This is a genomic window from Armatimonadota bacterium, assembly GCA_022563855.1.
GTDB lineage: Bacteria > Armatimonadota > Fimbriimonadia > Fimbriimonadales > Fimbriimonadaceae > JADFMN01.
The window spans coordinates 207243-219903 of the sequence record JADFMN010000002.1; the positions used below are offsets into that span (position 1 = coordinate 207243).

Sequence of the window (12661 nt, forward strand, 5' to 3'; positions counted from 1 at the left end):
GCATTTATTCGAGCGTGGTTCAGGCTTTTTCAGCCAGCATCATCTTGATCGCGGTTTCGACCTCTGTGTTTGCGAGATCGACTACGCGCACCGTGCCCTTCTTGTCGATAACGACGTAGTCCGGGAAGGAGTCACAGTTGAGCGCCTTCATCAGCTTGCCGCCGTCGAACGCGACTGGGTACTTCATGCCGTCGTTAATGACAGACTCGATGCCCTTGTCAGTATCGGGGTCGCTGTGGACGCCGATAATGACGAGCCCTTTGTCCGCGTACTTTTTGTGCAGTTCGTTAAGCTTCGGAACTGAAGCTCTGCAGGGGCCTCACCAGTAAGCCCAGAAGTCGAGAATGATGACTTTGCCCTTCATGGACTCCCACGTCGGCACCGTCGATTCCTCGCGTTTTTGCCACAACCACGAACCCCACGGCGAACTGGGCGAGTCTGATCTCGGCACGTTCATCCACTTCTCCATATCAAGCTTGGGGGGCGCTTTGCCCTCCATTGCATCTTTTGCCGCGTCTTTCTCGCCGCCGCGCTCTCTTTTCAGACCGTCGTCCGAAAGGAAGGCGGTACATGCAAAGAGCGCGACAGCTAGAGCCAATGTTTTGCTCAACATAACAGCTTCAGTATATCGGTAATATCGAGTTATGTTGGCGTGTTTAGTAGCAAGCGCGATGGTCGTGCCCGCCCTCATCGAGCGACCGAACATCATCGTGCTGTTCGCAGACGACGCGGGGTATGCGGACTTTGGCTTCACCGGCCATCCGACTATCCGCACGCCGCACTTGGACCGTCTTGCTGCTGAGGGGATGGTTTTCACGCAGTTCTACAGCGGTGCGCCGGTGTGTACGCCGAGCCGTTACGCGCTGCTGACCGGTCGCGAACCGCGTCGGTCCGGCATCGACGAAGCTGCAGTTCTGTTCCCGAAATCCCGCAAGGGAATCCACGAACGCGAGATCACTGTCGCCGAGCTTTTGCGCGAGCAGGGGTATGCCACGGCGATCTTCGGCAAGTGGCACCTCGGCGTGCCGAACGAGAACAACGGTTACGCTACGAATCGCCTGCCGCTGTCGCACGGTTTCGACGAGTATTTCGGGCTGCCTTACAGCAACGACATGATAGGGTCGAACGTTCCGCCGATTCCACTGTTGGAAGGCCCGGTCGTTCCTGGCCATGAGCGTTACAAGGGTTATCGCGTCGTTGAATTCAAACCGGATCAGAAGACCATCTGGAAGCGGTACACGGAGCACGCCGTCGACTTCGTGCGGCGAAACAGCGACCGGCCGTTCTTCCTCTACCTGCCGTTCTCGATGCCGCACATTCCGCTGCACCCTGGCGAGGATTTTGTCGAGACGTCGCGCAGGGGGAAGTACGGTGACGTGATCGAGGAGATCGACTGGAGCGTCGGCCAGATCGTCAACGAAGTGCGGCGGCTGGGGATCAGCGACAGAACGCTCGTGATTTTCACGAGCGACAACGGGCCGTGGCTGCCGTTCAAGCAAGACGGTGGCTCTGCGGGGATGTTTCGCGACGGCAAGGGAACGACTTGGGAGGGCGGGATGCACGTGCCGTGCGTCGCTTGGTGGCCGGGGGTGGTGCCAGCGAACCGCAAGAATATGGTTCCGGCCTCGGTGCTGGACTTGCTGCCGACCGCTGCCGAGCTGAGCGGCGCGGCTTTGCCCAGCGATCGCGTGATCGACGGGCGGTCGATCGTCTCTCTGCTGCGCGGCTCGGAGGAGTTTCCGGATCGGCCAATCTTCTACATGGACTCGGGCGGTAAGAAGCTGTTCGCAGTGCGCTACGGCCCTTGGAAGCTGAAGGTGAAGATGAAAAGCAACGCGACGCCTGCTCAGTTCAAGGGCAAGGAACCGCTGCTCTTCAACATCGAGATCGACCCGGGCGAGCAGTGGAACTTGGCCGACAAGCACCCCGACATCGTCCAGCAGCTGCTGAAAATGATCGAGTTTCAGGACGATTCGGTGGAAGATGAAGGTACGTTCTGGGACTAGCTTCTCATCCCTCCACACTCGCAGTGTGGAGGGATAGAAGCCCCCTTCCTCTTGCTCGGAGCGAAGCGGAGTGGAGGAGGAAAGCCCGTCCTGAGCAGATCGAGGGAGGGGTTGGGGGATGGAGGTTCCGCCCGAGCGAGACCCTACGGTACGGCCCCCTTGCCGCGATGCACCGTCCGCAGGAGTTCTTTGGGAGTGCTCCGACGAGTCGGAGCTTTCCGTAGTGGTAGCCGAAGAGTCCCGCTGGAGCAGAGCGCTTTCTCCGCCGCGACGAAAAGCGCGGACGTGTCCGCGCACTCCCAAAGACGCTTGCCCTCCGCTGCGCCGACGGTCTGGCCGAGGGTGAGGGCAATTCAACGAACCCGAACAACCCCGAACCCACGAACCCCCGAACCCCCCTACCCTTCAATCAGCTCCTTCAGCCGCAGCCCAGGTCTTGGGCGCGTGGCGACTTTAATTCCCTCCCCCGGCCCTCAAACATTCTAGGCCGCTGGCTGGCCGTAGCCGTGGTCGGGGGAGGTTAGGAGGGGGCAGAGTAGGCCTCGCGCTCTCCGCTACAAGTCCGTCGCCCTCGAAAGCCAAGGTCGCCCAGGAGGACGACCCTCCATGGGGAAGTCCAGAGTCTCGAGTTTCGGCATCTGAAATTCCGAAAGCAGGTTCCAGTTTGCAGGGTCAAGGGTCAGGGGGCAAACCCGAACTAACCCGAACAAACCCGAACCAACCCGAACCAATCCGAACCAATCCGAACCCCCCTACCCTTCAATCAGCTTCTTGAGCCGCGTCATCGCCTCGGCCCAGGTCTTGCGCGAGCCGTCGGCTTCTTCGCGGGTCTGCAGCCGCTTGTGGTGGACGTTGATACCGGACTTTCCTTTGCCTTTGTCCTCCAGCATCACGTCGATCCGCGTGACGGCGGAGAACTCCGGATCGTGGAAGTCGAACCGCAGGTCTTTGTCCTTTCTTAGCCGCAGGACTTCGTACTTTCGCTTTCCACCGGAAGTAACCGTGTCACCTTCTGACATCTTGCCGCCGGCGTCGTCCATCCACTTCTTCATCTGGTCCATCTTGGTCCAGGCGTCGTACACCTTCGACATCGGCGTGTTGAACGTCTTGGTCGAGCAGATCGAGTACCCCTCGTACAGCCCGTCCTTCTTCTTGACGTCGATGTGGCGCTCGTACTCGACTCCGATGGTCGTCGCCCACCAGATGTCCTTGCACTCCTCCTCGTAGATCGTGTAGACGACGACGCGGCGCTTCGGCCACTCGGGCCACTTCTCGTCGATCCACGCGAACCACTGCTCGAGCGTCTTGCCGGTCTGCTTCTTGCACTCGGCGTCGGTGACCGGGTGGTCCGGGGTCAGGTCGAATTTGATGGGTAAGTGATACCTTAGGCGGGAGTTCGGGAGTTCGGAGGTTCGGCTTGGTCCGGGTTGGTTTGGATTTGTCCTCGGGACTCGGGACTCGGGACTCGGGACTCGGGACTCTAGCCACCCTGTCGCGCGATAGCTTGTCGCAATTCGGTTCGCAACGCAGGTGGCAACCGGTTGTGGGTCACGAAGCCGCCGGTCAGCGCGGCGCCGGATGTGACGTAGGAAGTACCGTATTCCAGACCAGGCAAGGAGATTTTTATCGTCAGCTTTTCGCTTGGAACTACCATCACGCGCAAATAGTCGAGCTTTGAGCCGCTCTCTTGCGCCGATAGAAACGCGCTGGCGAATTGGTCTACGCTGATCAGTCCCGAGACGAGTATTCCGCCTCGGTCTAGCTTAAGAGGCTCGGCAATAAACGAGTGTCTTGTCTCATGGTTCAGTTCGATCAGAACGTCCAGCGGAATTGGACCAGAGTAGTACTGTTCGGGAACACGGATGTCGCCGGAAAAAACGTATGCAGACCATTCTCGATCGGCGTAACGGCTGACAAACCCCTCTTCGCGGAACCAGCCCCAACCTAGCGCAGATCGAACAAGGTTGCGAACGTTTTCGTCCATGGTGGCAGCGGGTGCCTTGACCGGGCCGAGCCTTGCTTCCTGACGGAATGTCTCAGGTAGCGAGGCGTAGAGTGCCAACAAACCTCCCGGCAGATCCCTCGGCGCTAGTCCAGCAAGTCGGTTCTCAAACAGGTTTGTAAGAGTATCCTCGATACCTGATACGCTGAGCCCGCCAGGGTATGTCCCAACGAGCATTGCTTCGGCTTCGAGATCGAACCAGTTGAAGCTCTTGCTCCGTCGAATCGCCTGCGAGATTGTCCGTCGGTCCCACCGGCCCTGGCGCGTGCGCTTCGGCAACTGCGGCGAGATCGACACGAAGAGGGAGTCTTCATCGAGATTGATGTCGTGCAACCAGAGTATCAAGTCGATCTCCTCACGAAGGTCCTTGGCTTGATCGTCAGAGAAGAGAGGTATGAGCTCTCCGTCATCCAGGAGCGCGACCATGTCCCAGCCCTTTAGCTCGGCGAGCTGGAGCAGCACGTCTGACTGGTGCATCCCTAGCGGCTCGTACCGTTCTAGGTCTAGGAGCGCTGTTTGCGTCCACTTCGGCAACTCGTTGAATGTATTCGAGGGTTGAGGGTACTCCCTCATCAATAGTGACTTGAAGAACGCGAGGTGTTCCGGTCTCCCGACGTACGGCACATTGGTTCCTTCGAGTTCTGGATAGGGGGGCTTGCGGTACTGCCGCAGGCTATCCTTAATCGACTCGATTCCGATCCAGGAATCGACAGGACTGGCCAATAGGCGGACTGTGAAACCGTAGTCAGCCAGCTCAACGACAAAGCCAAAGTTAGCGTTCTCCAGTTTTCCCGGCTCAACAAGTTTGAGGAAGCCGGGGAGGTACTGCTTCCCTTGGGGGACGCCAGCTCGTTCGGCAGCTTCTTGCAGCACTTCGTACTCATCGAGCATGTCATGGAGCGCAGCGACCATCGGTTTCGTAAACGGCCTTTCCAATTCGAAAGGCCGAGCGAAGTATTCGAGATCATCCTGCGCGGACATCTTGAAGATGTCGTCCTTTGAGAACGACTTCAGCACCCTGATGAGAGCCCGCCTGAGCGGGGAAAACTCGCCCAGGCTGATGTACTTTTCTCGGTCAGCTTCTCTGGTGTACTCGAGGTTGTCGATGCCGGCGAGTTGAGGGACGAGCTCTTGGACCGTCGGGTACGGCCCGAGTGGATTGTCCTCCAGGAACTTGTCGATGATCTGAAATACGGTCTCGAGCTCTTCGCGAAGGTCCTCGTCGGTCCTGTCGAGGTAACGGACTTTGCCCTCGCCGATCCAAGTCGCGTTCAACGTCTCTGCGATGCGATCGAGCGCTTCTTCTACCGGAAGATCGTCGAACCGAACGAGGAAGTAGTCCTTGTCCACCGTGCCGCGCGGCCGCAGCGTCATGCCGATCTCCTCGCCGAGCGCCCTGAGGATGACCGACGAATGGGCGCAAGGGTGGGTGAACGTGACGGTCGGCTCACCCCCGAGCGTCGCACCAATCAGTATCGCAGCAAGCATCTCCCGCCTCCTGATCTCGATTATACAGGAGTAATGGAGGGCGTCGCTCTGTCCATGCCAGAGAGCGAAGCGTAATCGGCGGCCCGGGCCGGATGCTCACGGGCTATCGCGCCGTTCGCCGTCGCGGTGCGGAGTGCCGAGTGCGAGGGTCGAGCGTCTAAGGGCAAGAGACGAATTGTCTAGTCCCAGCCGCAGATCGCGTCGTACACGCCGGATGGAGAGACGACGCAGTAAACTGATGTGTATATGTTCGTCGTCCAGTATGAAGCCCGACATTAGACGCTCCGTTATGATGGTTGTCGGTGATTTTGCCTGGCTTAGCGTCGTACAATAGAGGTGCAGATGGAGTATAGGGATCACATTACGATCGACCCGGAAGTGCGTGCTGGAAAGCCGTGCGTGAAGGGGACGCGGATCACCGTGTTTGACGTCTTCGACTATCTTGCCGGTGGAATGTCGGTGGAAGAACTGCTCAGGGAGTTTTCGCAACTGAGTGAGGAGAGCGTACGAGCCTGCTTCGCATTCGCCGCGGACCGTGAGCGCAAGATTTCGCACGGCGCCCCATGACATTTCTGTTCGACGAAAACCTCCCAGCGAGTCTATGCCGGTTGCTCGAAGACCTGTATCCGGGGAGTGTCCACGCTGCGCAAGTCGGGCTGGGCGGCGCAACGGATCGGGACGTTCAGCAGTACGCCATTGACAACGGTCATGTCGTTGCCACTAAGGACTCTGACCATGCAGAGCTTGCCCTGACTCTCTTTCAAGGGGCAAAGGTCGTTTGGATTCGACTAGGGAACTGCAACGTCTCCGGCCTGCATTTGCTGTTGAGGAATTCGCTGGCTAGCCTTGAGGCCTTAAGCGAGTCAGATGAAGTTGTTCTTGTGATACCGTAGAGATAAAGATGTCCATCGTCCAGTACGACTCTGCTTTCCAGCTTTCGCAAGACTTCTCGCCGAAGGGCGACCAGGCGAAGGCGATCGCGCAGCTGTGCGAGGGGCTGGACAACGGTTACAGATACCAAACCCTGCTGGGCGCAACCGGCACCGGCAAGACGTACACGATGGCGAGCGTCATCCAGCAGACGCAGCGGCCGGCGCTGGTGTTCGCGCACAACAAGACCCTCGCCGCGCAGCTGTGCCAGGAGTTCCGCGCGTTCTTCCCAGAGAACTCGGTGCAGTATTTCATCAGCTACTACGACTACTATCAGCCCGAGGCTTATGTGCCTGGAAGCGACCTCTACATCGAGAAGGACGCCAGCGTGAACGAGGAGATCGAGCGGTTGCGCCACGCGGCGACCCAGGCGCTTCTGCAGCGGCGCGACGTGATCGTCATCGCTAGTGTTTCTTGCATTTATGGACTTGGCTCTCCAGACGAGTACTTGGACCAGGCTATCACCTTTGAAAAGGGACAAGAGTTCGTATTCGATGAGGCTTTGAAGAAGCTGATCATCATGCAGTTCGTGCGCAACGACACCGTTCTTTCGCGCGGGACTTTCCGTGTGAAGGGAGACCTGCTGGAGATACAGCCCAAGGACGAGGAGATCGTGACGCGGGTCGAGTTTTTCGGCGATACCGTTGAAAGGATAAGACTGATCGATCCGCTGACGATGGAGGTGATCGACGAGCCCACGAAGTGCAGCGTGTTCCCAGCGACGCACTACGTGACGCCGTGGGAGCGGCTAGACACCGTGCTCGAGCAGATCAACAAGGAGCGCGACATACAGGTCGCGTATTTTGAGAGCGAAGGGAAGTTGCTGGAAGCGCAGCGGCTGAAGCAGCGCACGGACTTCGACCTTGAGATGATCCGCGAGATCGGTTACTGCAACGGAATCGAGAACTACTCGCGGTACTTCGACGGTCGCAAGCCGGGCCAGCCGCCGTACACTTTGCTCGACTTCCTCCCGAAGGACGCGATCGTTTTCATCGACGAGTCGCACGCGACACTGCCGCAGATCAGGGCGATGTACAACGGCGACCGGCAGCGGAAGTCGGTGCTCGTGGACTACGGGTTCCGTCTGCCTTCGGCTTTGGACAATCGGCCTCTGCAATTCGAAGAGTTCTTGCAGCGCGTTCCGCAGATGGTGTTCGTTTCGGCGACGCCGGGGCCGTTCGAGGCGGAGAACGAGGCGCAGCGGGTCGAGCAGATCATCAGACCGACATACGTCGTCGATCCGGACATCTCGGTTCGTCCGACGATGGGGCAGATCGACGATCTGATCGGCGAGATTCAGAAGCGAGCCGATCGTAACGAGCGTACGCTGGTCACGACACTGACGAAGAGGATGGCCGAAGACCTGACCGGATATCTAGAGGATTTAGGCGTTAAAGTTAACTATATCCACAGCGAAGTCCATTCTTTGGACCGGCCTGAAATCCTGCGCGACCTGCGGCTGGGTGTGTACGACGTCGTGGTCGGCGTCAACCTTTTGCGCGAGGGGCTCGACCTGCCGGAAGTGACTTTGGTGGCGATCCTGGACGCGGACAAGGAGGGTTTCCTGCGGTCGGATACCTCGCTGATCCAGACGATGGGCCGCGCGGCGAGGAACATCGGCAGCGAGGTGATCCTTTACGCGGACGAGATGACCGGCTCGATGCAGAGGGCGATCGAAGAGACCAACCGTCGGCGCGAGATTCAGCAGAAGTACAACGACGAGCATGGGATCGAGCCGCAGACGGTGAAGAAGGAAGTGCGCGATACCGTGCGGTCATACCAAGCGGTAGCGGAGATTCGGTCGCAGTACAACGCGGACGTGCAGGGGGCGCTCGACCCCGACCAGCCGATACGGGTCGAGGACATACCGATAGTGATCGGTCAGCTCGAGAAGCGGATGAAGGAGCTGGCGAAGGAGATGGAGTTCGAGCGAGCCGCCGCCGTCCGCGACGAGATCTCCGAGCTGCGCAGGACGCTCGGCGTCAGCGACGGACGTATCGGGGTAGAGAAGCGGAAGCTGCCAGGTCGTCGGCGAAGGTAGGCGCTCCCCTTCCTCCATTCTTGGCCGCAGGGCGAAATGGAGGAAGGGGTTGGGGGATGGAGGTCGGAGAGCAACGCGGAAAAAGAGTAAGAACACAAGTCGAGAGGCTCGATCGAAGGCAAGGTCTTTGCGTAAGAATATGTCTGCAAGCGAAGACGTGCTTTGGGAGGGGATTCGAAAGAAAAGAACCGGATTCTCCTTTCGCCGTCAAGTGCCGATCGGGCCATACGTACTTGATTTCTATTGCGCAGAGGCTGCCCTGTGCGTTGAGGTCGATGGCGAGCAACACCTACAGCGCCAAGAACTAGATGCCGCGCGCGATGCGTTTCTGAGATCGAGGGGTATCGAGACTTTGCGGATTACGAGCTTAGATCTCTTTGAAGAAACACGCATCCTACGGCTAAGGTGGATTGAGAGGATTCAGCGGCTGTGCGAAAGGCGGAGCGGACGCCTGGCGAGCGACTTGCGCAAGCGCCGAACTCGTTTGAGCGAATCCGACGGTTCCTCCACCCCCTAGCCCCCTCCTCCATTTCGCTGCGCAAGAATGGAGGAGGGGGAACTAGTGATCCACTCGTCGACGAGCAACCCATAGATGAGGTCGTCCACCCAGTCGTCGCCCCAGCTGCACTTTTTGCGCATGGCTCCCTCGTGTGTGAAGCCTGCCTTTAGGAGCACCCGCTGCGAGGCCTTGTTCCGGTCGTACGCCCAGGCGCAGAGGCGGTGGAGCTCCAGCTCTTCGAAGCCGAATCGGACGACCTCTTGTAACGCCTCGGTCGCGTAGCCGTTGCCCCAGTGGTCCGGAGCTAGCTCGTAGCCGATGTCGCCGGTCGAGTTTCGCTTGGAGAGTTCGAGGCGGATGAGGCCGACCGTCTCGCCGTTCAAAGTGATCGCCCAATGATGCCCCATGCGCGGGAACTCCGCTAGCGCAGTGAGAGCGGAGTCGATCGTCTCGTCGCAGTATTCTGGCGAGAGGCGGTCCGGGGGGTAGAAAGCGAGGAACCGCTCGTCGGCCCAGTACGCTTGGACGACGGCTCTGTCCTCTTCGTGCAGCTCACGGAGGACGAGCCGGTCGGTCGTCAAAGTCGGGCAGATAGTCACCGTACCGGCCATGATATCCGGAACCGACCCAGGTTTGAACTAGGATGACGAGTGCCCGCGCTCCGCGCTCGCCGTGCTCCGGACGCGGAACGAGCGCATGCACGACATCGACACCCAGCCGTCGTTGTCGACCGCGTGGTACATCAGGTCGTACTCTTGGCCAGCTTGCAGCGGCTTCGTCGTCATCGGATCGTGGATGTAGTACGGCAGGTCGCCGAACTCGCCGTACTCCCACTCAGTCCTGCGCGTATAAATCCCCGTGTAAAGCTCGTTCCCCTGGCTGACGACCAGAAAGTGGATCCAGTGGTCCGGATTCGGTGCGGGCGCCCAGTTGAAGTTGACCGGCGTTGCGCCGTCAGTTTGGGCGAACTCCATCGAGAAGCCGCTCGGGCCGACGTCGATCTTGCTGATGATCGGATCCGCCTCGACGACCTTGTCCCCGTCTGTGCAGCGGACGATGTAGTACAGCCGTTGGTCGAAGTTGTCGGTGATGAAAATATACGCGGCTCCACTAAAAAGAGGCATCGGATCAAGAGGCGATTTCGTGTACTGCGACCTATCTGGCTTGCCTCCGTCCTTTCTTGGCGGGGCGATCCAAAGCTCGCTTTTGGGGTTCATGTCTTTGGGCGCGCGGAACATGACCAAGAGCGGGATTTTCCCTTCTGGCCAGTCGCCGCCGTCGAGGGTTTTCGGCATGGTGAGAGTGCACGAAAGGATCATCGCGTCGCCGATCGCCATCTTCGAGCGGTGAAGAAAAGGGAACAGCTTCGCCAGCCGAATCCCGAACAGCATCCAGTGCTTCTTGAAGTCCATTTTCAGCAAGGCCGCGCTTTGCTGAGCGCGTCAGCGATCTTACCGTCTTCCGGCACGATCCCCTGTGAAACCATTCGGCCGTCGACGACGAGAATCGGCGCCTTCCACGCTCCGAAGCGGAACAGAGGCTTCCAGAACCACAGGAACCACGGCTTGACCTCGAGCGTCATGTCGGTGCCAGCCGTCTCTGCCACACGCTCGGTAGCGCGCACGAGCAGGTCGCACTCGCGGCACCAGCTCTCAGGGATCTTGAAGAATCCCTGCCAGCCAGTGAACTTATAGATCGTCACTTGCAGTCGCTCTTTCGTTGCCACACCACCTACAAGTTCGCTCCGATCTCCTCGGTTCCATCAACTGTTCGCACTTTTCCGATGTAGGCTCGAACCTCCAACCATTGGGCCAGGGTCGACTCGCTGGATCGCCGAGCAACGAACAGCGCTCAAGATCGTATACTCTCTGCGTAAGGAAATCAAGAACATGAAACAACTCTTTATTGTGATCGTCGCCTGTGCGGCGTTACTTGTTGCCTGCGGCGGCCCTGAGGCCAAGTTTATCGGTACGTACGACGGTGACACGGAAATATCGCAGGAAGTGCTCGATATTTTGAGGGCGAGCGCAGCAATGGCCGGCGAAAACGCTGACGAGATAATCGCGAATATGCAGAACGCGACATCGTCGATGGAGCTAAAGAAGGGCGGCATTTGTATTATTACGTCGGAGTTTGCAGGGGTGCAGAAGACGGAAAAACTAACGTGGAGCGTGAACGACGAGGGTACTGAGATTTCGATCAAGATGGAGGAAACCGAAGGCTCTGCAGCGATGGAAGACATGATGCCAGGCTACACTGATGCCTTGGTGTACGCAGTATCAGACGATGGCAAAGTCCTCACCTCAGAAGACAATCAATTCAGAATGAAGATTACGTACACGCGCCAGTAGCGACCGGAAAGCCGGTTCGTCGAGCAGGGGAAGGGGTCGGAGTCCGTATACTCTGCGTGCAAGGAATCCAAGAACATGAAAAACATCTGTATTGCTCTGGCCGTTTCTGCGATTCTGGTTGCCTGCAATCAGCCTGATGACAACGCTGTCGTCAAGAAAGAGGAACAGGGAAGTTCTGCCAGCGTCGAGGAAAAAATTGACACCAAAGTCGACCTGGGCAAGCCTGACGAGATGGTCGTACCTGTAGTCGATGACGACATAGAGAACGAAACAGTTGGTGATGACGGTGGCGAAGAGCCTGTCGGCGAGAGTGACGAGAGCGAACAGGTAGCAGTCAGCACCGAGGACAGGTACGTAGGCGTATATGACGGCGAGATGGAATTTCCGCAAGAGATGCTCGACATGATCAGGTCTTTTGCGGAGGCGGCGGGCGAAGACCCGGACGATGCGATCGCGGAGATGATGAGCCGGAAGATGACCATGGAACTGAAGAAGGACGGAGTCTGCACGTTGGTGGATTCAACGGGCGGAGCGTCCGACTCGATTGACGGGACATGGAGCTTGAGCGAAGACGGCACTGAGATCACGATCGTGATCCAAGATGCTGCGAGTGCGAACGCGATGCAGGGCGATGAAGACATGGTGTTCGTGATTTCAGATGACGGCAAAGTTCTCATTCTCACGTTCAAACAAGAAGAGATGGGGGTGAAGTTCAAGATGACGTTCACACGCCAGTAGGGCTTGATGTCAGACCGCACCGAGCAAGTCTGGAAGAGGCACCGAGCAGCGGTGCACGGATTCATCCTCGGGCGCGTCAACGACGCGAGTGTCGCTGAGGACCTGTTGCAGGAAGTGTTCGTGCGAGTCCACGCTCGCATCGGGACTCTCAAGGAGGAGGACAGCCTGAAGGCGTGGCTCTACCAGATTGCGCGGAACGCGATCATCGACCACTACCGCAGCGAGAAAAAATCCAGTGAGTTGGCACAATCGTTCGTTGCAGCGGACGACCAAGCGGACAGAAGTGAGCAAGAGGCGCTGGCCGAGTGCGTCCTCCCGTTTGTCGAACAGTTGCCGGAGCCGTACCGCGAGGCGGTCATGCTGTCGGAGATCGAGGGCATGAGCCAGGTCGATCTGGCGAAAAAGCTCGGGCTGTCCCCCTCCGGCGCGAGGTCCCGTGTCCAAAGAGGGCGCGCCAAGATCAAGGAGATGCTGCTCGACTGCTGCGAGTTCGAGTTCGATTCGCGCGGGACGGTGATCGGCTACGAGCGCCGCGAGCCGTGTGATTGCGAAGAGTGCTAGGACTCCTGCGTCCATTCAGGGCGCGCTCCGTCAACAAGGGCAAGA

Annotated in this window: 15 protein-coding genes; 8 read left to right on the plus strand and 7 right to left on the minus strand. The window is 58.6% G+C overall.

The annotated features are described in order from the left end of the window. Positions 1-19: 19 nt before the first annotated feature. Both IH944_03350 and IH944_03355 read right to left on the minus strand, forming a co-directional pair. A complete protein-coding gene (locus IH944_03350; GenBank protein MCH7903584.1) occupies positions 20-283 on the minus strand; it encodes a TlpA family protein disulfide reductase in 264 nt (87 codons plus the stop codon). Between the two features lie 36 nt (positions 284-319). Further along, the gene (locus tag IH944_03355) at positions 320-613 is read right to left on the minus strand and encodes a hypothetical protein (GenBank protein ID MCH7903585.1); all 294 of its coding nucleotides are present in this window, start codon (positions 611-613) and stop codon (positions 320-322) included. A gap of 100 nt (positions 614-713) precedes the next feature. On the opposite strand from IH944_03355, the gene IH944_03360 reads away from it, so the two are divergent. Beyond that, positions 714-2006, plus strand: coding sequence for a sulfatase (locus tag IH944_03360; GenBank protein ID MCH7903586.1), 1293 nt, complete (start codon positions 714-716; stop codon positions 2004-2006). Positions 2007-2758: 752 nt separating this feature from the next. On the opposite strand, the gene IH944_03365 is transcribed toward IH944_03360, so the two are convergent. Beyond that, positions 2759-3097, minus strand: coding sequence for an SRPBCC domain-containing protein (locus IH944_03365; protein MCH7903587.1), 339 nt, complete (start codon positions 3095-3097; stop codon positions 2759-2761). A gap of 389 nt (positions 3098-3486) precedes the next feature. Then, on the minus strand, positions 3487-5496 hold the full coding sequence (locus tag IH944_03370; GenBank protein MCH7903588.1) for a hypothetical protein: 2010 nt from the start codon (positions 5494-5496) through the stop codon (positions 3487-3489). 342 nt (positions 5497-5838) lie between these two features. Between IH944_03370 and IH944_03375 the strand changes: the two genes are divergently transcribed. From IH944_03375 to IH944_03390, 4 genes are all read left to right on the plus strand, one after another. Continuing rightward, positions 5839-6063 carry a DUF433 domain-containing protein gene (locus IH944_03375; GenBank protein MCH7903589.1) on the plus strand — a complete coding sequence of 75 codons (225 nt, stop codon included), beginning with the start codon at positions 5839-5841 and terminating at the stop codon, positions 6061-6063. Continuing rightward, a complete protein-coding gene (locus IH944_03380) occupies positions 6060-6389 on the plus strand; it encodes a DUF5615 family PIN-like protein (GenBank protein ID MCH7903590.1) in 330 nt (109 codons plus the stop codon). Before IH944_03375 ends, IH944_03380 begins: the two co-directional genes overlap by 4 nt. Before the next feature lie 8 nt (positions 6390-6397). Further along, positions 6398-8467, plus strand: coding sequence for an excinuclease ABC subunit UvrB (uvrB, locus tag IH944_03385; GenBank protein ID MCH7903591.1), 2070 nt, complete (start codon positions 6398-6400; stop codon positions 8465-8467). Between the two features lie 139 nt (positions 8468-8606). Beyond that, on the plus strand, positions 8607-8984 hold the full coding sequence (locus tag IH944_03390) for a DUF559 domain-containing protein (GenBank protein MCH7903592.1): 378 nt from the start codon (positions 8607-8609) through the stop codon (positions 8982-8984). On the opposite strand, the gene IH944_03395 is transcribed toward IH944_03390, so the two are convergent. Genes IH944_03395 through IH944_03405 form a run of 3 tightly spaced genes read right to left on the minus strand, consistent with a single transcriptional unit; the run spans position 8981 to position 10692 of the window. Further along, on the minus strand, positions 8981-9565 hold the full coding sequence (locus IH944_03395) for a GNAT family N-acetyltransferase (GenBank protein ID MCH7903593.1): 585 nt from the start codon (positions 9563-9565) through the stop codon (positions 8981-8983). The two genes, IH944_03390 and IH944_03395, sit on opposite strands and share 4 nt — an antisense overlap. A 39-nt stretch (positions 9566-9604) precedes the next feature. Then, positions 9605-10378, minus strand: a complete 774-nt coding sequence (locus tag IH944_03400) for a hypothetical protein (GenBank protein MCH7903594.1) — start codon at positions 10376-10378, stop codon at positions 9605-9607. 2 nt (positions 10379-10380) lie between these two features. Then, the gene (locus IH944_03405; protein MCH7903595.1) at positions 10381-10692 is read right to left on the minus strand and encodes a hypothetical protein; all 312 of its coding nucleotides are present in this window, start codon (positions 10690-10692) and stop codon (positions 10381-10383) included. A 163-nt stretch (positions 10693-10855) separates the two neighbouring features. Between IH944_03405 and IH944_03410 the strand changes: the two genes are divergently transcribed. The 3 genes from IH944_03410 to sigZ all read left to right on the plus strand — a co-directional run bounded on the left by IH944_03410 (position 10856) and on the right by sigZ (position 12616). Further along, the gene (locus IH944_03410; GenBank protein MCH7903596.1) at positions 10856-11317 is read left to right on the plus strand and encodes a hypothetical protein; all 462 of its coding nucleotides are present in this window, start codon (positions 10856-10858) and stop codon (positions 11315-11317) included. Positions 11318-11392: 75 nt separating this feature from the next. Then, complete coding sequence (locus IH944_03415; GenBank protein MCH7903597.1) at positions 11393-12055, plus strand: hypothetical protein; 663 nt, start codon at positions 11393-11395, stop codon at positions 12053-12055. 6 nt (positions 12056-12061) lie between these two features. Further along, positions 12062-12616 (plus strand): RNA polymerase sigma factor SigZ, encoded by a 555-nt coding sequence (gene sigZ, locus IH944_03420; protein MCH7903598.1) that lies wholly within the window; start codon positions 12062-12064, stop codon positions 12614-12616. Positions 12617-12661 lie beyond the last annotated feature (45 nt).